Origin of the sequence: Tritonibacter scottomollicae (genome assembly GCF_032924845.1) — a bacterium.
Taxonomy (GTDB): domain Bacteria; phylum Pseudomonadota; class Alphaproteobacteria; order Rhodobacterales; family Rhodobacteraceae; genus Epibacterium; species Epibacterium scottomollicae.
The window spans coordinates 3,701,439-3,721,103 of the sequence record NZ_CP136704.1 but is presented as its reverse complement, the minus strand read 5'-3'; the positions used below and the strand labels follow the sequence as shown (position 1 = coordinate 3,721,103).

General features: G+C 57.7%; 19 protein-coding genes. 3 read left to right on the top strand and 16 right to left on the bottom strand.

Annotation, left to right across the window (positions count from 1 at the left end; all coding sequences use genetic code 11):
* Window positions 1-23: 23 nt before the first annotated feature.
* Window positions 24-986 (bottom strand): L-malyl-CoA/beta-methylmalyl-CoA lyase, encoded by a 963-nt coding sequence (locus R1T40_RS18425; protein WP_317385176.1) that lies wholly within the window; start codon window positions 984-986, stop codon window positions 24-26.
* A gap of 308 nt (window positions 987-1,294) precedes the next feature.
* Here R1T40_RS18425 and dgcN point away from each other — a divergent pair, with 308 nt between their 5' ends.
* The 3 genes from dgcN to R1T40_RS18410 all read left to right on the top strand — a co-directional run bounded on the left by dgcN (window position 1,295) and on the right by R1T40_RS18410 (window position 4,238).
* Window positions 1,295-2,296 carry an N-acetyltransferase DgcN gene (gene dgcN / locus R1T40_RS18420; RefSeq protein ID WP_317385175.1) on the top strand — a complete coding sequence of 334 codons (1,002 nt, stop codon included), beginning with the start codon at window positions 1,295-1,297 and terminating at the stop codon, window positions 2,294-2,296.
* A gap of 105 nt (window positions 2,297-2,401) precedes the next feature.
* Entirely contained in the window at window positions 2,402-3,367 is a 966-nt protein-coding gene (gene dgcA / locus R1T40_RS18415; protein ID WP_317385174.1) for an N-acetyl-D-Glu racemase DgcA, read from the top strand.
* A 10-nt stretch (window positions 3,368-3,377) separates the two neighbouring features.
* Entirely contained in the window at window positions 3,378-4,238 is an 861-nt protein-coding gene (locus tag R1T40_RS18410; RefSeq protein ID WP_106164167.1) for a D-amino-acid transaminase, read from the top strand.
* Window positions 4,239-4,481: 243 nt separating this feature from the next.
* On the opposite strand, the gene R1T40_RS18405 is transcribed toward R1T40_RS18410, so the two are convergent.
* The 15 genes from R1T40_RS18405 to R1T40_RS18335 all read right to left on the bottom strand — a co-directional run bounded on the left by R1T40_RS18405 (window position 4,482) and on the right by R1T40_RS18335 (window position 19,663).
* On the bottom strand, window positions 4,482-4,814 hold the full coding sequence (locus R1T40_RS18405; protein WP_317385173.1) for a DUF1244 domain-containing protein: 333 nt from the start codon (window positions 4,812-4,814) through the stop codon (window positions 4,482-4,484).
* A gap of 525 nt (window positions 4,815-5,339) precedes the next feature.
* Window positions 5,340-5,813 (bottom strand): hypothetical protein, encoded by a 474-nt coding sequence (locus R1T40_RS18400; protein ID WP_317385172.1) that lies wholly within the window; start codon window positions 5,811-5,813, stop codon window positions 5,340-5,342.
* Window positions 5,814-6,115: 302 nt separating this feature from the next.
* The gene (ssb, locus tag R1T40_RS18395; RefSeq protein WP_317385171.1) at window positions 6,116-6,571 is read right to left on the bottom strand and encodes a single-stranded DNA-binding protein; all 456 of its coding nucleotides are present in this window, start codon (window positions 6,569-6,571) and stop codon (window positions 6,116-6,118) included.
* 473 nt (window positions 6,572-7,044) lie between these two features.
* Window positions 7,045-8,034 (bottom strand): hypothetical protein, encoded by a 990-nt coding sequence (locus tag R1T40_RS18390; RefSeq protein WP_317385170.1) that lies wholly within the window; start codon window positions 8,032-8,034, stop codon window positions 7,045-7,047.
* Window positions 8,031-10,502, bottom strand: coding sequence for a hypothetical protein (locus tag R1T40_RS18385; RefSeq protein WP_317385169.1), 2,472 nt, complete (start codon window positions 10,500-10,502; stop codon window positions 8,031-8,033). The genes R1T40_RS18390 and R1T40_RS18385 overlap by 4 nt, the downstream gene beginning before the upstream one ends.
* A 422-nt stretch (window positions 10,503-10,924) precedes the next feature.
* Entirely contained in the window at window positions 10,925-11,287 is a 363-nt protein-coding gene (locus R1T40_RS18380) for a bacteriophage spanin2 family protein (protein ID WP_317385168.1), read from the bottom strand.
* Between the two features lie 35 nt (window positions 11,288-11,322).
* Window positions 11,323-12,066 carry a M15 family metallopeptidase gene (locus R1T40_RS18375; protein WP_317385167.1) on the bottom strand — a complete coding sequence of 248 codons (744 nt, stop codon included), beginning with the start codon at window positions 12,064-12,066 and terminating at the stop codon, window positions 11,323-11,325.
* Window positions 12,056-12,190, bottom strand: a complete 135-nt coding sequence (locus tag R1T40_RS18370; RefSeq protein WP_317385166.1) for a hypothetical protein — start codon at window positions 12,188-12,190, stop codon at window positions 12,056-12,058. The genes R1T40_RS18375 and R1T40_RS18370 overlap by 11 nt, the downstream gene beginning before the upstream one ends.
* A complete protein-coding gene (locus R1T40_RS18365; RefSeq protein WP_317385165.1) occupies window positions 12,177-12,524 on the bottom strand; it encodes a hypothetical protein in 348 nt (115 codons plus the stop codon). The genes R1T40_RS18370 and R1T40_RS18365 overlap by 14 nt, the downstream gene beginning before the upstream one ends.
* Before the next feature lie 136 nt (window positions 12,525-12,660).
* Window positions 12,661-12,876, bottom strand: a complete 216-nt coding sequence (locus R1T40_RS18360) for a hypothetical protein (protein ID WP_317385164.1) — start codon at window positions 12,874-12,876, stop codon at window positions 12,661-12,663.
* Window positions 12,877-12,900: 24 nt separating this feature from the next.
* The gene (locus tag R1T40_RS18355) at window positions 12,901-13,728 is read right to left on the bottom strand and encodes a hypothetical protein (RefSeq protein ID WP_317385163.1); all 828 of its coding nucleotides are present in this window, start codon (window positions 13,726-13,728) and stop codon (window positions 12,901-12,903) included.
* Window positions 13,729-13,735: 7 nt separating this feature from the next.
* A complete protein-coding gene (locus R1T40_RS18350) occupies window positions 13,736-14,095 on the bottom strand; it encodes a hypothetical protein (protein WP_317385162.1) in 360 nt (119 codons plus the stop codon).
* Window positions 14,096-14,112: 17 nt separating this feature from the next.
* The gene (locus R1T40_RS18345; RefSeq protein WP_317385161.1) at window positions 14,113-18,636 is read right to left on the bottom strand and encodes a phage tail protein; all 4,524 of its coding nucleotides are present in this window, start codon (window positions 18,634-18,636) and stop codon (window positions 14,113-14,115) included.
* On the bottom strand, window positions 18,633-19,064 hold the full coding sequence (locus tag R1T40_RS18340; RefSeq protein ID WP_317385160.1) for a DUF6950 family protein: 432 nt from the start codon (window positions 19,062-19,064) through the stop codon (window positions 18,633-18,635). The genes R1T40_RS18345 and R1T40_RS18340 overlap by 4 nt, the downstream gene beginning before the upstream one ends.
* A complete protein-coding gene (locus R1T40_RS18335) occupies window positions 19,061-19,663 on the bottom strand; it encodes a hypothetical protein (protein ID WP_317385159.1) in 603 nt (200 codons plus the stop codon). Before R1T40_RS18335 ends, R1T40_RS18340 begins: the two co-directional genes overlap by 4 nt.
* Window positions 19,664-19,665: the final 2 nt, after the last annotated feature.

The window sequence follows — 19,665 nt, the reverse complement described above, 5'->3', positions numbered from 1 at the left end:
AGCGGCAGCGCGATCGCCGCGCTTCAGCCGCTTTTGGCGATAAGTTCGGACTGCGCCACGATGACCTCGGCCTGTTTGATCGAGGCGATGTCGACCAAACGACCCTTGTAGACGGTTGCGCCCGCACCGCTGGCTTTGGCCTCTTCCATGGCGGCGAGAATGTCGCGCGCCTCGGCGACGGCCTCATCGGAGGGGGTGAAAACCTGATTGGCCAGGGCGATCTGTTTGGGGTGGATCGCCCATTTGCCGACCATGCCCAGCGTCGCGGAGCGTTTGGCCTGCGCGATATAGCCCTCGTCATCGGAGAAATCGCCAAAGGGGCCATCCACCGGCAGCACGCCATGGGTGCGACAGGCGGCGACAATGGCGGCTTGCGCCCAGTGCCACGGATCGGACCAATGTTTGGTGCCTTCGCGGAGCATATAATAGTTTTCCTGCGTGCCACCGATGCCAGTGGTCTGCATCCCCATGGAGGCGGCAAAATCCGCAGCGCCAAGGCTCATGGCCTGCAGGCGCGGGCTGCTGGCCGCGATGGCCTCGACATGGGCGATACCTGCGGCAGATTCGATAATGACCTCAAAGCTGATCGGCTTTTGACGGCCCTTGGCACGCTCGATCGCCGTCACCAGCGCGTCCACCGCATAGACATCCTCGGCGCAGCCCACCTTGGGGATCATGATCTGATCAAGCCGTTCGCCCGCCTGCTCCAGCAGGTCCACGACGTCGCGGTACCAATAGGGCGTATCCAGCCCGTTGATGCGCACGCTCAGGGTCTTGCGGCCCCAGTCGACCGTATTGATCGCCTCGATCACATTGGCGCGGGCCTGATCCTTGTCTGAGGGGGCCACGGAATCTTCGAGATCGAGGTTGATCACATCCGCCGCAGAGGCGGCCATTTTGGCAAAGAGTTTCGTGTTGGAGCCGGGGCCGAACAGCTGGCAGCGGTTGGGGCGGGCCGGGGGCGTGGGCTGAAGGCGAAAGCTCATCTCTGGTCTCTCCAGGTTCATAAATTCCAAAATTGGTTCATGTTTTGGTATTTCGTTGCTTACACAATGGCAAGTCTTATTTGCAGTTGCAGCATCTCAATGATGCCGCGCTTGCATAGTCTTTCTACGCGATCCGCGTCATCTCACGCGTATTCTGGCGTAGGGTGGGAATATCTTCGAAGAATTCACCTATTGCTCGAAGAATTCACCTCGAAGGCCTGCTGCACTGGCAAATTAGACAGGAAGTTGCAGCGCGATTGCCGCAAGCTACCTTGAACTCTGACGAATTCCAAAAAAGGACGCTGGATATGATCGAGACCCCTTATCTCCTGTTCCTCGGCGATGCGCCCGACATGCTGGCCGCCAAGGTTGCCATTGGCATCCGCGACTGGCGCCCCGACCATGCAGTTGGCCAGATCAGCCTGCCCGGCTGCGGTGCGAACCTCGGCCTCACCGAGATGACGCTGGCAGAGGCCAAGGCCGCCGGGGCCAAAACGCTGGTGATCGGTGTTGCCAACCGAGGCGGCAAGATCAGTCAGGAATGGAAAAAAGTGCTGGTGCAGGCGCTGGAAGAGGGCTTTGACCTTGCCTCCGGGCTGCACAACCTCTTGCGCGACGAGCCGGATTTGGCCGCCGTGGCCGAAGCAACCGGGCGCACCTTGCATGATGTGCGGGTGCCTTCAGTGCAGTATCCGATCGCCGATGGCGTCAAGCGTCGCGGCAAGCGGTGCCTCGCGGTGGGTACCGATTGTTCGGTCGGCAAAATGTACACCGCACTGGCAATGGACGCAGAGATGCAGGCGCGCGGTATCAAATCCACCTTCCGCGCCACCGGACAGACCGGCATTCTGATCACCGGCGACGGTGTGCCTTTGGATGCGGTGATCGCTGACTTTATGGCTGGCTCCATCGAGTACCTCACCCCCGACAATGATGACGACCACTGGGATCTCATCGAGGGTCAGGGATCGTTGTTCCACGTGTCCTATTCCGGTGTGACCATGGCACTGGTGCATGGCGGCCAGCCCGACGCGTTGATCCTGTGTCACGAGCCGACCCGCACTCATATGCGCGGTCTGCCCGATTATGATGTGCCCTCGCTGGAGGAGCTGCGCGATGTGGCCCTGCCGCTGGCGCAACGAGCCAACAAGGACTGCAAGATTGTCGGCATTTCCGTGAACACCCAGCATCTGGGTGAGGAGGAAGCGGTGGCCTATCTGAAGGAAGTTGAGGGCCGCATGGGCCTGCCTGCGGTGGATCCCTATCGCCACGGTGCCGGTCGTCTGGTGGACGCGCTGGCTGCGGTCTGATTGAACATCTTTGCCGGGGGCGTCTGCGGATCTCGCAGGAGCCTCCGGCGGAGGTATTTTTGAAAAGATGAAGAAGGGGTGGCGGCGCTGCCCGAAGGGAGAGCCATGAAAATCACTGTCACCCCCGATGTGTTCAAACTGGCGCAGGTGTTCACCATCTCGCGCGGATCGCGCACCGAGGCCAAGGTGCTGACGGTTCGGGTTGAGGATGGAGATCATGTGGGCTGGGGCGAATGTGTGCCCTATGCGCGCTATGATGAGACGCTGGAGTCGGTAACAGCAGAGATCGAAGCGCTGCCTGACGTGTTTACGCGCGAGGAACTGCAATCGCTGCTGCCCGCCGGGGCCGCGCGCAATGCGGTGGATTGTGCCCTGTGGGATCTGGAGGCCAAGAAGGCCGGCAAGCCGGTCTGGGAATTGGCTGGGCTGGATCAGCCGGGGCCAGAGATCACTGCCTATACGCTGTCGCTGGCCTCTCCTGAAGAGATGCAGACACAGGCCGCAGAGAATGCCCATCGTCCGCTGTTGAAGATCAAGCTCGGCACGCCCGAGGATATGCCCCGCCTTGAGGCGGTGCGCGCGGGCGCGCCCGAGGCGCGGATCATCATTGACGCCAATGAGGGCTGGTCGGCCGAGGTTTACGCCGAGCTTGCACCGCATCTGCTGCGCCTTGGGGTGGAGCTGGTGGAACAACCCCTGCCCGCAGGTGAAGATGAGGCCCTGATCGGGATGGAACGTCCGGTGCCGGTCTGCGCTGATGAGAGCGCGCATGACTGCGCCAGCCTGCCGAAACTCAAGGGCAAATATGATGTTGTGAACATCAAACTGGACAAGACCGGCGGCCTGACAGAAGCCTTGAAATTGCGCGATGCGGCGCTGGCCGAGGGCTATCAGGTGATGGTCGGCTGCATGGTGGGATCGTCGCTTGCGATGGCGCCCGCGACGCTGGTGGCGCAGGGTGCGCTGGTGACGGATCTTGACGGGCCGCTGCTTCTGGCCGAAGACCGTCCCGAACCGCTGACTTTTGACGCCGACGGGGTGCACCCCCCTCGGCCTGCGCTCTGGGGCTAAGGAGACGACCATGACCCGTACCGTATATGTAAACGGCGACTACCTGCCGGAAACCGAGGCCAAGGTCTCTATCTTTGATCGCGGCTTTCTGATGGCGGATGCGGTCTATGAGGTGACCTCGGTGCTGGGCGGCAAGCTCATTGATTTTGAGGGCCACGCAGTGCGCCTGAAGCGGTCGCTGGATGAGCTGGAGATGGCCGAACCCTGCACCAAGGACGAGCTGCTGGAGATCCACCGCAAGCTGGTGGAGCTGAATGGTATCGACGAGGGGCTGGTCTATTTGCAGGTCACGCGCGGCTCGGACGGGGATCGGGATTTTGTGTTCCCCTCCGCCGACACCAAGCCGACCATCGTTTTGTTTACGCAGAACAAACCCGGTCTGGCCGATAGCCCGGCGGCCAAGAAGGGCGCCAAGATCATCTCGATCGAGGACATCCGCTGGGGCCGTCGCGACATCAAGACCGTGCAGCTGTTGTACCCCTCAATGGGCAAGATGATGGCGAAGAAAGCCGGTGCAGATGATGCCTGGATGATCGAAGATGGCCATGTGACCGAGGGCACCTCCAACAACGCCTATTTCGTCAAGGATGGCGTGATCGTCACGCGCCCGCTGTCCAATGACATCCTGCACGGCATCACCCGCAAGGCGGTACTGCGCATGGCCGAAGAGGCGCAGTTGAAGGTCGAAGAACGCCTATTCACCATCGACGAGGCAAAAGAAGCCGACGAGGCGTTTACCACCTCGGCCTCTGCCTTTGTGATGCCGGTCGTGGAGATCGACGGTGTCGCGCTGGGGGACGGCACGCCGGGCCCGATCGCCAAGCGCCTCCGCGAGATTTACATTGAAGAAAGCGTCAAGGTGGCGGTCTGAACACCGCGAGACGTGACGCAATTATTCAAAAGGCCGCTCCTTTGGGGGCGGCCTTTTTTGCTGTCACTGATCCGACATTCCCAAAGTTGACGCCGCGCAAGGTAGCTGTTTGAGGGCAGCCTTTTGGCGCGCTGTCCCTTGGCCGCGCCGGGCGCAGCAAGGGGCGGGCTATGCTGTGCCTCCCAGTCCAGGACAAGGGTGACCTGCGTCCCTGCCTGCGCCAGCGCAGGAACGCGGGCCCGCTCAGCCCTTATCGGTGCCGACGTTTTCCGCAAAAGCCTGCTTGAACGCATCCTGCGTCTGCGCGCTGGCATCGGTCTGATAGTTGGCTTTCCACTCCGCCATGGTCATGCCGTAGAAGATCTCGCGCGCATCCTCCTTACCCATCTCGATGCCCCTCTCGTTTGCCGCTTCCTGATACCAGCGGCTCAGGCAATTGCGGCAGAACCCCGCAAGGTTCATCATGTCGATATTCTGCACATCGGTCCGATCTTCCATCAGATGCTTGCGCAGACGACGGAAGGCAGCGGCTTCCAGTTCGAATTGCGTCTGGGCGTCGATATCCGGCTGGGTCATGTCTCGCTCCTGTAGATGGGTTACGTCAGAGGTAGCAACGACAACGACCTGCGGCAAGGCGGCACGCTCGCCCGCCCGAGACCGCTACGGGGCAGAATCGGACGGCTTAGTGCCGTGACCCGCAGCGCGATCACAAGCTGCGAACGACGGCGATTCTGGCCGCGAGCACCGCACGACAAGTAGCGCGCAGCAAACACCAACGCGACGAGTGACGACGCCCTAGGCAGAGGAGCAAGTCATTGATTTGATTTGGGGGATTTCCATGGTGCTGCTGGAGAGAATCGAACTCTCGACCTCTCCCTTACCAAGGGAACCGATCTATTCTGAAATACCTCAACAAAACAATCTGTTGCGCGAAATTTGAAAATCACCTGCACGCGCATTGCACCACTTTAGGTTTCAACCGCACCGCTTGGCTACCAAATGAAAGCGCAAAAGAGAGGGCCGCACCAGCTGGCGCGGCCCCAAACTGGCACGGAAAAGCCTAACCAAACCGTGCATAGGCATCAAAAACGTGCGCTCGCGCTAAGAGTTGACCAGCGCCCAAATCGTGTCGGTCAACTCTGACAAACCTCGATTGTTATCCACGAACAAATCGGCATCGTCCTTGGTCAGATCCATGCTTGCGGCTGGCTCCAAGGGCAGGCGCTCGGATGCATCCACCCAAATCACCACATCAAACAAACTCTTGCTGCGGTCAAACTCGGCACGGCTGCGCATCCCCACGTAAATGGGGGCCAGCGCCAATACCTGTTCCGCCAAAGATGGACCCGGGCGAAGATTGTAAGCCTCGATTGCGTGGCGCCATAAAGCGCGGTGCTTGCGCCGATCCTCGAAGCAAGCGCGCCAATCAGCATACAGATCTGACACCAGAGGATAGACAGCCCTAGCCGCACAAAACTCTGAGCTAGAGATGAACGCCACACCCAACTCGCGCCCCAGACACAGCGCCGCAGCGTCTTTTCCGTGTTCCGCGTGCCCGATCACAAGGATTTTCATACCTGGCCGAATGGTAGAGGCACGTTGGCCGGGCGGCGGCACCACACCCCAGCCGTTGCAGGCGCCACACTCGTGCATCACGCCACCTCGGCTTGTCTCGCTCTTTGTGCCACCGCATGCGGCGCACACTACCCGTTCACCCTGCATATTTAGGCTCCTCCACCAATCGACAAACAAGCATCGCCCCGCCAAGGGTCACGACACAGAACAGCAGCGATAAGCCAAGGAAGCCCCCAGCGTGGGCAGCCCGTGCCCACAGGCGCAATTCGACGCGGAATTTCACATGCATCATAGCGCGCACCTCAGAACGGGATTTCATCGGGAATGGGTGGATTTTGGCCAGCGGATTGACCGCCGCCAGATTGGCCGCCGTAGTCGCCTGCCTGCCCCCCACCAGACTGACCACCGGCCCCATTGGGATCCTTGCGGTCCAGCATTTCCAATGTGCCATTGCGCCCACGCAGCACAACCTCGGTGGCGTAGCGATCCTGCCCATTTTGGTCCTGCCACTTGCGGGTTTCCAGCTTGCCCTCGATTAGCACCTTGGCACCCTTGCGCAGGTACTGCTGACAAATCCGGGCCAGCGGACCAAAGATCGCCACACGGTGCCACTCTGTCTTTTCCCGGCGCTCGCCCGTGCTTTGATCCTTCCACGTCTCAGTGGTGGCCACATTGAGATTGGCCACCATACTGCCATCGGTAAAGGTTCGCACCTCGGGATCCCGGCCGAGGTGCCCGGTCAAAAAAACCTTGTTCATATTCAGGGCCTCATTTGTGCTTGGCTTTACCGCAAGCATTACCGCTTCCACATGCCCCAGATTATTCGCCCTGATGGCTTCGGTGGAATGACCAAGCTTTTGAGGCACTAAGCGTGAAGAGGGCGACTCGTGTCGCCCTCTGCTCATTCAGAACCATACTTTGCTTGGCTTTTTGAAGTGGTTTGGCGCTCACCAACCCCGCTTCTGCCCTTCAGTAAGCGCGCGAAGAATGGCGGCAGTGCCGCGTGCCTCTAGGGGGCTGGACATCGCTCACATCGCGAAAAAGCGCAGAAAGCGTAGTTTGCAAAGTCGTGGCAGCGGGCCACCTTGAAGGGGTGAACGGCCCATAGCTGCCCTTGGGCGGTGGTCGTTGTCGCTGCGGTGCGCCCCGTCGGACCTGACATTCGCTGCACGAGAAGCCAAACTTCCAACGGGGGAATTGGGAACAAAATGCGCGCTCAATGGAGCGGACCTTAAGACTGAAAGCAGTAATTCAGTATTTCCCCAAAACCGACCTCTTCGCGCTCCAACCTGCGTTCTAGCTCTTCCAACTTAGCGATGCTCTGATATTCGTCGCTAAACTCAATGCAAAGTTGAAAACTTACATCCTCCTGCTTCCCGATATTGGTTAGCTGGTCGCTAAGTGTGTCCAAAACATGGGACGCAAGTTCAACTTGAAGCTTTCTGAATCGAATAAGACGATGACAAATAAAGAAATCTGAACGGTTAGTATGCGACGATACTGTTCTGCTCCAGCCCGTAAGCCTAGTAGCTGTAAATAGCGCTTCATCCTGGACTTCTTTCCAGACGCGAAAGTCAAAATGGTTCTTTGGATTTGGATTTTCATGCGTTGGGCGAGGCATATGCTTTACCCCACCATCATGCGCATACCTGTCCAACGTCTTGAGGATACGATTTTGGTAACGCACCTTCCTCTGTATTGATCTCTTCCAATCAAAAAAGAGGAGGTTCTGACGTTTCAGGAAACGAATTTCGCGCTGCACAAGTTCGTCGTCTCTGTCCCAGTGCCGTCTAACTCGTCGAGGTATATATTGAAAAACTAAGCCTAGAAACCTAAAGATCGAGCTAGCTGGGATGGCACGAAAAAACTGACCTTCATCCTCATGCTCTTGTAGAATGTACACCGCTTTACCGTGGCAAATGAGGCTTTGAACCACCTCTTCGACCAGCTCTTCTACTATAGAGTGCCCACCCGAATAGTTGTGCCTGATGACGAAAGCCCCCACCAGCTTGTCCTGCAGTTCTTGGTTATTCGATGAAATCCGAAAAGTATTTGCATCTCGCCGCGAACCGCCGAAGAACATATTATGAAAGTCATCATTGAACATGTTCTGGTTGAAGTTACCCATGTGGTCAACGGGACGAAAAACCATCGCTTCCAGCGCATTGGGTGAAATCTCGTGACTAACGAAAAATTCAGGAGCATCGAGAGAAACTCTCATTCTGCCTCTCCTTCTCGCCGCTCAAGTCGCGACTTGAATCTAGTGATTCGGTGGCCGACTTGGTCATCCGACAGGTTAACTTCATCTAGAATATGTAATGCAAAGAAGACGTCGCTGGCACTGTAGTAGCCGCCTCGAAACTCATCGACAATGTCGCTAGGGTGCTTTGGTCCATGTGAAGAAAAACGATCATTGTAGCCTGCATCTCTCAAGAGGGCTTCGAATTTCATCGTCCACTCGGCTCTAATCATGTCTCTCGGGGAAGCGCTCATGCTAAATTTTCTGCTATCGCTCAACAGAATCGTTCTTTCCAAATAGCCCTTGCGGTCCTTGGCGGCTTCTATCAAGCCTTCCCAAATTTGAAGTGGGATAGTCTTAAGTGCCTCATTTTGATGATGCTCAGAGTACAAAATTGCAAACCCTAGAAGCGTTGCAAGGTCCTTGTTAGCGCTAGAAACAAGGTGAAGACGAAATTCTTGATTTACGTCCAAGTCTGGGTCAATGAACTTGAAATTTACGGCCAAAAACGCCAGTCCAAAAAATGTTTGAGAAACCCGCTCCAACACATCCTCATCGTTCTGGTGAAGCGCATTGAGGCATTCATTGGCGAGCACGAAATATGTCTGTCCAAAGTGGTCAGGAAGGCTAGTGTCGTGTCCGCGAGAGGAAAACAAATGGCTTCCCAACTTTATGTCGGACAAGAGTTTCATCAATTCACTGCGTTGGATTTTAAATTGGCTCCGAACCTTTGCAAAATCCAAGGCTGGAAGCTTGTACATTTCGTCATCATACCGCTGGTACTCAGCGTATCGTGAAAACAACCTGTCCAAGTCATCATACCAACCGGGCAGTTTCCAGTTCGAGTGGAGGGTACTTAAAACGACTTGGGTTGCTGCCGCTGGATGTCCCGATGCCACCAGTGTTTGAGTAAACTTCGGAAGTTCGATACTCTCGAAATCCGCTACTGTTTCGACGATTTTGATGTACTCTTCCAAAACGGCCTTGATGGTCAGTTGCTGCAAATACTTCGGTCGAGACAAACGACGCTGCTCAATTTTTTGCTCGAAGACTATTCTCTTTTGAAGAGGACGAATTTTGACTTGTAGAAATATTGGAAGATTCTTGCTTGCAACGAAGGACCAATCATCTTCAGCGAAGAACTGCATCAGTTCCTTGTCAAAGGTCTGTATCCTGCGCAACGTTTCAAGAAAGAAGTTCTGAACGATAGCTACCCATGTATCAGCCAATGCAATTGCGTGCTTTGATGCTTCGCTATTCTTTCCTTCAAGCTCTGGCAGGTATTTTTCAAGTAAGAGCCGCACCGCTGCGAAGTCGTCCAGCCCTGTCTTAAAATATAGTCCATTAGCATATACGGATGCGCGGAGGGAAAGGTCTAAAACCAGTCGCAGCGATAGTTCCCACCTCTTCGCCTTCAAAGCCCGTTCGAGATGTTGATGAATTTTCTCGAGTGTCTCTTTCTCAAGCCAGTCCAAGTCCGGTCGTTCTTCGGGCGGGAGTTGGGAACTTGTTTGGAGGGCAATTGAGGTAGCCGAATCTCCAGCTAGGAACCAGTTCGGGTGGAACTGAATTCTTGGGAACCAGTAACTGTCCTCGGGAATCTTGTGCTTATGTTGCAAATAGTAAGCCAGAAGGCCTGAGTACCTTTTGGTTAGCAACGGCAAACTTTGCTCAACTTTACTTTGCTCAGTTTGCAGCTTTTCGTTTATGAAATCGAGTTGTTTCAGCTTTGTTTTAGTTAGTTGAGAAAAATGGTTCTGATAGGAAATTGAGTTCCGGTCCTGAGCGACGCGCTCGATATTTTGAACGATTTTTGGGACGATTTCACCGTCAATCAACGGCGTAAGCTCAAAGAACTCGAACAAGCGTCGACCAATGGGGAAAAGTGTCAAGACAGACAACACAGTCAAGCAGCTTGAAACCACGTATACTGCAAGCCCTGTCTGATGGTCAAAGATGTTGATAGCTGTGACCGTGAGGCAGAATGCGGTCGCGAATATGAGAATTGACGTGTACAGGTTGCCGACTTGTTCGCCTATCAGCAAGCTGATGATTTTTCGATTCAACTTGGCGTAACCGGTGCTGAGAATGATACCAATGGTCGCAAAATATATCGAAAAAATTGCAGCCAAGAGAACTGCGTAGAATTCAAGTTGTCCGTTATAATCGTCGTGTGAAGACACATCAGGCCAACTCGTGAGCTGAAACTCATCTACTATGCTATGTTCTGCGTATTCCAATGCTAGCAAGGAAAAGCCAACGGCGAGAAATTTTTTCAAACCAATCCAGATAAGCTGCCAGCCAATCCGCGATTTCTGAATCTGCGCTCTTACACCTGAGGAGCCATCATGCCTCAGCTTTTCGGCACGAAAAATCTGCCGCGAGAACCAACTTCTTGCTTTCCAAAATCCGCCTGTGGAAACCGCCCAAACTCTTAATCTTGTTAACAATTCGTATTCCCAATCAGCTATAGGGACCTATATGCCTTCGCGGGCGTACAGATTTCAGTTTTTTGAGCCGACCTTTTCCAAATAAGAAGAGAAGTGTTCTCCAACCAGTACCACACTAGCTCACATAGCATGTTGCTGAGACCAACCGTGTTCTGCAACCCATTGTTGAAATTCTTTTCGGTGTGTGCGTTAAACGACTGCTTGTGAAGCTATCATTCAACTGTTTCCCACTGCAGCGAATTTCCGCTTTCCGCCCCCCGTGTCGGTGCCTGGCACCATGCTGCGCCTTACACGAATGTCGTGAAGGGGCTGTCTCCGGCCACCCAATGCCACAAGCACGGATGACAACTTGCAGGCAGCGTAAACGCTTTTGACAAACAAGGTACTTTGATCAGATGCCTTGCATTACCTGTCGCTGCAAATCAGTCAACATTCGCCAGCCCCTTCCTCTTGCGCGCAAGACGGTCGCGGATTTCGTCGGACACGGCCCAGACGGCCGCAGCGGTAAAAAACATCAGCAACGCCCAGACCCACGGCGGCGCCTCATTGCGCACGGTAATGGATTGCACTTCCTCGGCCCGCACGCCGGTTTTGCCGGTGGATTGTTCGATGCTGCGCGACTGCGGCCGCACCAGCCGCAGATCATTTTGGGTGGAGGTGCCGCCCACCACTTGCGCGTTGCTGCGACCCGCCTGGACATTGGTGGCCACACTCGGCCCACCCCCGGGAAGGACACCACGCACCAGCTGTTTAGAAACGGATCCGCAGCTGGCAAGGGCGGCCATGATAATAACCGCCGCCCAAAGGCTTGCGCCCCGCGTCACAAGCCCACCGCCTGCACATGCATCCAATCGAAATCGCGGGCACGGCCGAGGCTAGTCCAGCCCTCGGCTGCCCACACATCCCAGAAGGGTACAGCGTCCCGATGTGCCAAACGTGCGCGATCCTTCCCCCAATTCAAGCGGTTCCGCGCGGGGTCAAAGTCAATGGCGATGCCATAGGCATGGGTGGACAGGCTTGTGCCCCCCCGCTTTGTCCGGTGGTTGAAACAGCCGCCAAACAGATGCAGGCCGAGGTCTTCTATCTGTGACGTGGCATAGATCGCCGCGATCCGGTCAAAGGCTCGCTGCGCGCTTGGTGCAACCAATTCGTGACAGCTGAAAGAGGTGATCACCTCCGCAGTATCCCACGCCAGCACCATCCGCCACGGTACAGTTACCCGCCCGGCAGTACATCGGGCCGACCCCGCCGGACCAAAGCGGCTTGCCATATCCGCCTGGCGCCATGGCAAGCCTGCACCAGACCACGCCAAATAGGCCGCATCTGTTTGCGGCCCCCAATGACCATCCACCGGGCCGGGATCATGGCCGAGGCTAGCAAGCACCGCCTGACCAGCTGCGACCAGCTGGCGATCCACGCCGATCAGATCCGGTCGGTTGCGCACCTCGGGCACACAGGCCACCGCAGATAGCGTGCGTGCGCCCGTGATCCCGTCGATTGCGCCAGTATATCTGGCTTCCACGCGCAGCAGTCGCTGCACGCGCTTTACGCGGTCAGAGTACATTTGACCCCTCCAATGTCAGATAGATGATCCACAGGGCGACGCAGACGGCGCCCCAGATCCAGAACCGGGTTTCACGGCGGGCGGCCGCTTTGGCCGCCACTCGGGCAGCCTCAGCTTTCCGCATTGTCCGCCTCCTTGGCGGCCCAGAACCGCCTCAGGGTGTCGATCACGAACCCCGCAAAGCCGATGCCGCCGAGACCGACGACAAAGGACGAAAACCCGGCAGGATCCGCCGGGGTGATTTTTCCGATTAGCGGCGACAGCACCGGGGCTACCAGCGGGCCGAGATAAAGGGCGCAGATACACCCAACCACCAGGGACACCATCCCATCGGTCCAGCTTTCCCGCAGGGTTAGCCAGCGGACCAAGCCACCAGCTGCACCGGCTAGCGCCATCTGCCCCACGTCAGAGTAGAGCCACGCCCACAACCCGGAAAAGATCCCTTCCTTACCGATCATTGCCGCCCCTTCTGTGCACATTGCACGTTTTTACGTTCCACTTGGGCGCACCTGTACGCCTAATCGATCCGGCCATCTGGCACAGAATAGCTAGTCGGCCGATCAAACTTTATGTCGGCCCTCAATTTGTTGCTTGTCAGGCGGCCGGGGTACCAAGCTTCAAAACCGCTGTCAGATTGGTGATGAATGTGGAACCGCTTGCAGCAGCCATGCGCTTGAACTGGCGCAAATCCAAGCCATCCACGGTGTCAGGGATCGCATCGAGATCAGCGATGACCTGCTGCACGGCTGCGACCTGCGGAATGGTGGATACAAAGGGTTCCTCAGATGGGGTTGGGGTGATTTCAGTCATATGCCAGGTCTCCTTTGGCTTTGGTTAGATGTTACGCGCGACCATGACGGTCGTGTCGTGGAAGAATGCCCCTGCGTATCCGACATCCGGAACCAAACCGGGGCGCAGTCCGGCTATTGCGATGCGATCCAAAAGGAACGCGGTGTCGTCGATTTGTCGCAGCCTTGGAACCCATGCCGCCCCCGATCCCGTGTAGAGAAACGAGGTGTAGTGCGGCGCGCAGACAAATGATCCGGGCGCGGGCGAGCTGATGGTGTAGGTACGAGTGGCCCCGTTCTCCAAGACAGCCACCATATCGGCCTGTGACATGTAGAAATGCCCCGCGAGCGAGATCATCTTGGCGCGGCTATCAAAGGCGACTGCGCCGCCGGGCTTGCGGATCTGCATGCCGTAGTCGCCACTCAGAGTGGCGGGCAGATTGTCACCGGCCATCTTGAATGGCAGGCCCGTGGCATCTGTTCCAACCGCCCACATCATGACCCGTGGCCCATTGCTGGGATACCGAAACGGCACCCCCAGCATGCCCCAAATGCCCTCGCTCGGCATTTTCACAAAGGGAAAGGTGTTTAGGGGCCAATCGTCATTGCCGGTGAGGACGCGGTAATAGTTATAGAGGTCCTGCGTCCGGCCCGTTGTGATCCACTTGGTACCCTTTGCAATCTGCTCAAAGCGGGGCACTTTGGGATTAGATCCAGTGTAGGTCGACCAGTTGTAGAACAGGTGCTTATCGAACCCGATGGACGGCAGAGTGGCCAATCGACGGGTGACGCCACTGTCCATTTCAAAAAGAACGTCCTCATACTCGGTGATTGTTTCACCAAGATCATTTTGCAGAGTGATACCATAAGCCATTTCAAAACTACCTGTAGTGAATGCCCCAAGCGAACCAGAGAAACACAGCACTGGTGCCGTAGGTTTCCCCGGCCACTGCGGTCAGTTCCTTGGTGGAATTGTCCCAGTGCAGGGTTGGCATGGAGATTGGGTTGTAAAAGAACTCGCCACTGCGCGCGCCGGGGCCTGCACCTTCGCCATGTACGAAATTGTCATAGATGGTGTAGCGGAACCCCAGCGGAGCCATCATCAAGGCCCCCCGGTTATCATCAAAGTCCGGAAAGGTGCCCAGCGACCCGGTGAAGGTTGTGGACCACCCGATGCGAAACACGCGGCGCGGCAGGGTCTGCCTTCCCTCCAGAACCAAAGACCCGTCCGCATTCCTCATCTCAATTCCATAGGCCATTAGGTGAGCCTCCCAATGACGACCCGCGCAACACCGCTGCTGTCGAACACCCGAATGCGATCATCCTCGATCTCCACACGCTCGCCGCTGGAGGCGCTCTTGAAATGACCGATGTTGGCGGTGATGGCCGACAGCTCATTGACGTTGACTTTTTCGGCAGTCACCGCGCCGGTGGCGATGCGATTGCCGTTGATCAATGTGGACCCTTGCGGGCTGTAAGGGGTTGGCAGGGTCGCGCTCTCAGTCGTCTGCGCGAGCTGCGGCTTGTGGACGAATATATAGCTGTTTGAGTGACCCGGATTGGTGGCCTTTTTGCGCAGGTGGATCGTCGCATAGGCGGCCCCTACCGGAACCTGGGCCTTCCCCCAAAGACGGGGCCAAAGCTCAGGGTTGATCGCGGACCCCGAGAACCCATTGTTGCTTTCAAGAGCACCCGAATAAGATACCAGCGCCCCTGCCGCGTCTGTGAACTGGATACGAAGCTCAGCGCTGCACCTGTGCGCTGACACGTAGGCGCTAACCTCAACCCACTCACCCGCAAGCACGGCGACGCCATTGGCTGCAGATACTCCGTTACCGTATCGTGGATGATAAACAATATCGCGATACCCATCCGTTGCGCCAGAGTCCTGCCAGACCATGAGCGTCGGGTAGAACTCTCCGGCATAGGACTGGCCTGCCGGTCGGGTTTGGATTGACGAGTCAGTGTAGCCAGAGCCAGTTCCGGTGCCAAAATCCCAACCTGCAACCCCATCAACAAAGTCGGTATTGCCCAAGAGGTTTTTACCCAGCCCAACGGTCAGCCGGTTGGTGGCCATTGACCCCTCTGCGATGACATCCCCCAGAAGCTCAAGAACGGACCCTCCAGCACCGCTCGGATCGCTCCAGGAGTTTGCCCTGAAGCCCGCAATTCTCCCGCCGTTCGTCTCAGCAGTGACACCCGCGAATGCGGACGAAAACCCGTCCACATCCGCCTGCGTCTGCAGCAGACTTGTAACGGTGGCCGAGCTGCCGTTTGTGTCGGTGTTCAACTCAGTCAGCATGTTTGCCAGCGCCGTGCCGGTCAGAGCGTTTATGTCGAGGGTCTTGATCTCATCAATCGCCCCGCTCAGCTCGTCGGCATCGGTGATGTCCTCGATCTTGATGTAGGAGATACCGATAAAGCCGGGTGATAGCGATGCACGCTCCCCCCGGATCAGGATGCCAGGGCGCCAGTATTGGGCGGTCTTCTCGTTCGTGCAGGTCACCTCTGCAGTGTATTCCCCCCAGACACCTGACGGAGCGGGGGTAACTGCGGTCGCCATCGCATTCGACCCAGCATACGCAAAGTTCCGGTCCATTCTGCGGATGAACAGTTGCAGGATATTCGGATTGCCCGTCACGGTGCCCTGAACATAGCACCCGACAGACACGCGATAGCGACGGCCCAATTCAGGTGTAAAGGCACCACGCGACCAGAGGTGGACCTGTTTCGTGCCGTCGATCTCTGAGGCGTCAAGCCTGGCGTACCGGTATCCGGGGCCAGCAAGGCTGTTGAAGGTCCAGTATGGAATAGCAGCCTCATTGGCTGGCGACCCATCGGGGGCGCTTTTCCAGAACTTCCCCCTGTCCGCAAAATCCGGCACCATCGTCATGGCACGGGTCGTGTCTATTTCCGCACGCAGAGTAGTTTCTGACACGGTGACCGCGCTGTCGGCCTGGGCGCGGGTGTAGTAGTTCTGGGACAGGTCCGAAGACACCCCGTCAATCGAAGCCTGCAGGGCTGTTTCAGACGCTGCGATTGCCTCCCCGGTCTGCACCGCTGTCAGGTAGTTCTGGGAAAGGTTGGCCCGGATCTCGTCAGCTTCGGTCGTATCCTCTGCCCTGAAGTATGACACTTGCCACGTACCGTCGCCATGGGCGCCGGTCCCGCCATATAGGCTGAGCAAGCGGATACGGATAAAAGCCGTGTTCGGGTCGGGAGCAGGGGGGATTGCCTTTGCACGGAGTTTGACCCATCCGTCTTCCGCCCGGAGCGGGTTGACGGCACGGGTCCATCCGTCAACGTCGCTAAGGGAGAATGCCCCCAGGTACCCGCCGTTGGCTGCTAGATAGACGCCATCAAGAACAAACCGCTCGGCGGTCCCGCCGGTGATCGTGCTGTCAATCGTAACGCGTACCTCTGCCTCTGCCTCATAGGTATGACCAGCGACAAACGGGAGCAGCGCAGCGTGGGATAGCTGCTGAAAACCGCTTCTCTCGAAGACCCACCTCCCGTCAGATTGCTTGATATGGGATGAGTCGATCAGCGGGGGGCTGATCCCGCCACCGGGGTGACCCGTCCAACCTGTGGTGCCCTCTACAAAATCCCAGCGCATGTCGCGGTGCAGTACAGACGAAAGCCGTGTGACGTCCGTCTCGATGTTCTGGATGTCGCCCGCATTGGCGAGTGCAGCAGCAGCAGCGGCCCCTGCTTCATCTGACGCGTCCTGCGCCGCCTGGTTGGCAATATTGGCGGCGTCGGTTGCGTTCTGTGCATCCGTGAGAGCCTGCGCCGCGCCCTGCCCTGCAGCGTCCGCCGCCGCCTGCGCATCGTCGATGATCTCGGCAATCGACGGCATGTCACCAGCGCCAAGATAGACTGCGGGAGTGGTGGCCTCGACCCAATCGGTCCAGCTTCCGCCCTGCATGGCGCGAATCCGCGCACGGGCGCGATAATCTGTACTCGGCAATATCCCACCGGACAGTATCAACTCACCACTAACCAGATCGGTCTCAGCACCGGACGCCACAGGCGTGCCGTCAGCCAGCTGCAGGCGCCACTCCAGTATGTCATCAGATGCAATCTGCGACGGGTTCCAAGTCATCCGCAAGGCAGCACGGCGAGCGGTACTTGCGCCATCCACTAGAACATGAGCAAGCAAGCCAAACCCCGGTACAGTCCGCAAGTCCGGCACCACGACGATAGGGCTGGGGGTCAGCGTCACCACCTCATCGGACGGATTCCAGACAAAGTCCGCCGCGTCGCGTTCCCGCAGCGCCATGGTCTGCAGGCACGTCACCAGATCATCGGTCAGGTCGCCCACCTCGAAGATCTTCGACGTGTAGCCCTCACGCGCGCTTGTCCAGCTGCATGTGTCCAGCGGCTCCAGCGTCATGGCATCCGGTGGCAGGGTCAGGCCATGACGGCGGAAACGTCGCTCATCCTCGATCCATGCTTGCATCAAACGCTGTGCCTGATTGCCGGAATTGACCGCTGGCAGATCTACCTGTGCCACCAGCTGGCGCCCGCCGTCCTCGCTCTCCCATTCCGCATTGTAGCGCGGCGGCGCGTCCCGCACCTCCCACAACGCGGATGGATCCGGGTAACTTGCGTGGATCGCATTGTGGACACCATCCAACCCCGGGAACGGGGTCAGGGTCTGGCTGCGATCCGCCACAATATCCTCATCCGTGAAGAAATAGACGGGCAAAGCAGGCGGACCGACGCGAACCTTGTAGACACCACCAAACTCCACCAGCTCCGCGCTGGCAGCGTTCTTGAGTTGATCAATCACATCGGCGGGCTGATCATCGGTGGAAACCTCCAGCCCCGCCCGATACTGCGCAACACTTTGGCCCTCGGCCGTCTGAACTGGTGCATCGCATTCGTTCATCGCGGCAAACCAGTTTGACAGCGGCAGATCCTCACGCTGCACGCGACCGCCCCAGATGGACCCATCCGGCAAGGTAATACCGCGCAGGATGTTGTAGATCATCACAACAGGATTTTCCGTAAACTCCCACGTTGACGGATCCGCCCATCGGTGTGCGCCAGAACCGCCCACACTGGTATCCAGGCGCGGATCATAGAGCGGGATCCCCAGAACCTCGAAGCGCACAGCAGGCAGCTGGTTGAACAGGGCACGATTATAAAGAAAGGTCAGGACCGCATAGGAAACACCGGCACCAACCATGTCCTCGGACCATGGGCGCTCCGGGTGGCCCGCGTATTCGGCCATCATGATCGGATCCGCTGCAGTCTGGCTGCCGTTATGCCAATTCACATAGAAATGGTGCGCGCCATCGCGCAGCATCCCGCGCCATGTATTTAGACCCGGGGCAGGCTCAAGGTCTGCGACGTATTCACCGGCCACCATGACCCGAGACATTTCGACACCGGGCAGATCAGACACATCCACCACGTAGTGGAGGTACCGGTTTGGTACATCACCGCTGTTCGGTGTCGAATAGGGCGGGCAAACCATATTGCCAGCCGTCGCCGTGCGGCCAAGAATGAAGGTTTGCGGATTTACCCCGCCGGTGGTCGTGGTGTCGGTGCGGATCCCCGGCGCGCGTTGCGCCTTTGGCTTGCCCTGCAATGCAGTGGAGAGTGCCGACAATGCCAGCGAAACACCGATCCGCACAACAAAGGCAGCAACGGCCGAGGATGCGGCAAAAGTCTGGATTGCCGTTATGGCAGCAGCCAGCGGGCCAGCGGCCGCTGGGTCCGGCGTCAACACAAAGACGCAGGCAACAGCCAGCACGATCAGAATGTTGCTCATACCGCAAACGCCCCTTCGACTGTAAGACGATCCGCAACAACCAAACCGGACGGGCGCAGCATGTAGACGCCAGCACCTTGGAAAACACCAAGCGCGCCCCGCTCGCCCTCCACATCACTCGGCATCACAGCCAGATCACCAACCTGCGCCAACGCAGGCGCCACGGCGTTGAACAGGCTTTCGGCCAAGGCGATATGATCGGCAAAACCCTGTGCCTGCAGAACCTCATGGCCCTGATCCAACGTGCGATAGGATCCACGGTACTCGGCCGCCAGGTCACAGCCGGTCATGGCTGCAACCGCCCCGGCGGCAAACAGCGCGCAATCGTGCTGACCGGGCCGAAACTTGGCGCGCGCCACTTGGTTCAAGTACACACTGAGGCGCGGCCGCCAGTCCGGCAGACGTTCTAATTTGTTGCCGGTCATCATGAGCGCAGCTCCCCCCAATAGACCGGGACGGACCCGGAAATATCGCCATATTTGCGAAATTCATCCTGCGGATCGCGGCGACGGTGGCTTTCGTCGGATTTCTTGAGCGGCAGCTGGCGGGTAAGTACCCGGGTTTCGCTTACAGCCTGCACCGCCACAGCCGGAGTGCCGCCCGGCTCTGCCCGGGGGAAATCAATGCCGTCAATGCTGCCGCGAAAGACCCGATGCGGTTGCCCGACCTGCACCCGGGTGGCAGGATCCAGAAACATGCGGTGGACCTCAATCGGCGCGAACCGGGTTTCATACCCCTTGACCAGATCCTCAACCTCGGGCGCAACGGCTGAAAGCTGGATGCGATACACACGCACCTGCAAACCAGATCCTGCAGAAATCGGTTCCGACTGCAAAAGAGGCCCTGCACCCAGATAGGTGCGATCCTGCCCGCCGATCCGCACCACCAGATCATCCTCAGCACTACACAGACCAAGGGTCTCTGGCGCACCGAATTGATTGCGCGCGGTGATCCAAACCAGCCGCACGGAAACAAGCCCCTCGCGATTTGCCAAATACGCGAGGGTGTCAGCGTCATAGCTTCTCATGG

Excerpts from the sequence above, each read along its gene's own strand:
- R1T40_RS18365 (WP_317385165.1), bottom strand. The coding sequence starts at position 12,524 with ATGATCGGTAAGGAAGGGATCTTTTCCGGGTTGTGGGCGTGGCTCTAC.
- R1T40_RS18405 (WP_317385173.1), bottom strand. The coding sequence starts at position 4,814 with ATGACCCAGCCGGATATCGACGCCCAGACGCAATTCGAACTGGAAGCC.
- R1T40_RS18355 (WP_317385163.1), bottom strand. The coding sequence starts at position 13,728 with ATGGCTTATGGTATCACTCTGCAAAATGATCTTGGTGAAACAATCACC.
- R1T40_RS18375 (WP_317385167.1), bottom strand. The coding sequence starts at position 12,066 with ATGTACTCTGACCGCGTAAAGCGCGTGCAGCGACTGCTGCGCGTGGAA.
- R1T40_RS18345 (WP_317385161.1), bottom strand. The coding sequence starts at position 18,636 with ATGAGCAACATTCTGATCGTGCTGGCTGTTGCCTGCGTCTTTGTGTTG.
- R1T40_RS18390 (WP_317385170.1), bottom strand. The coding sequence starts at position 8,034 with ATGAGAGTTTCTCTCGATGCTCCTGAATTTTTCGTTAGTCACGAGATT.
- R1T40_RS18335 (WP_317385159.1), bottom strand. The coding sequence starts at position 19,663 with ATGAGAAGCTATGACGCTGACACCCTCGCGTATTTGGCAAATCGCGAG.
- R1T40_RS18370 (WP_317385166.1), bottom strand. The coding sequence starts at position 12,190 with ATGCGGAAAGCTGAGGCTGCCCGAGTGGCGGCCAAAGCGGCCGCCCGC.
- R1T40_RS18410 (WP_106164167.1), top strand. The coding sequence starts at position 3,378 with ATGACCCGTACCGTATATGTAAACGGCGACTACCTGCCGGAAACCGAG.
- R1T40_RS18380 (WP_317385168.1), bottom strand. The coding sequence starts at position 11,287 with ATGGCCGCCCTTGCCAGCTGCGGATCCGTTTCTAAACAGCTGGTGCGT.
- dgcA (WP_317385174.1), top strand. The coding sequence starts at position 2,402 with ATGAAAATCACTGTCACCCCCGATGTGTTCAAACTGGCGCAGGTGTTC.
- R1T40_RS18340 (WP_317385160.1), bottom strand. The coding sequence starts at position 19,064 with ATGATGACCGGCAACAAATTAGAACGTCTGCCGGACTGGCGGCCGCGC.
- R1T40_RS18360 (WP_317385164.1), bottom strand. The coding sequence starts at position 12,876 with ATGACTGAAATCACCCCAACCCCATCTGAGGAACCCTTTGTATCCACC.
- R1T40_RS18350 (WP_317385162.1), bottom strand. The coding sequence starts at position 14,095 with ATGAGGAATGCGGACGGGTCTTTGGTTCTGGAGGGAAGGCAGACCCTG.
- ssb (WP_317385171.1), bottom strand. The coding sequence starts at position 6,571 with ATGAACAAGGTTTTTTTGACCGGGCACCTCGGCCGGGATCCCGAGGTG.
- dgcN (WP_317385175.1), top strand. The coding sequence starts at position 1,295 with ATGATCGAGACCCCTTATCTCCTGTTCCTCGGCGATGCGCCCGACATG.
- R1T40_RS18425 (WP_317385176.1), bottom strand. The coding sequence starts at position 986 with ATGAGCTTTCGCCTTCAGCCCACGCCCCCGGCCCGCCCCAACCGCTGC.
- R1T40_RS18400 (WP_317385172.1), bottom strand. The coding sequence starts at position 5,813 with ATGAAAATCCTTGTGATCGGGCACGCGGAACACGGAAAAGACGCTGCG.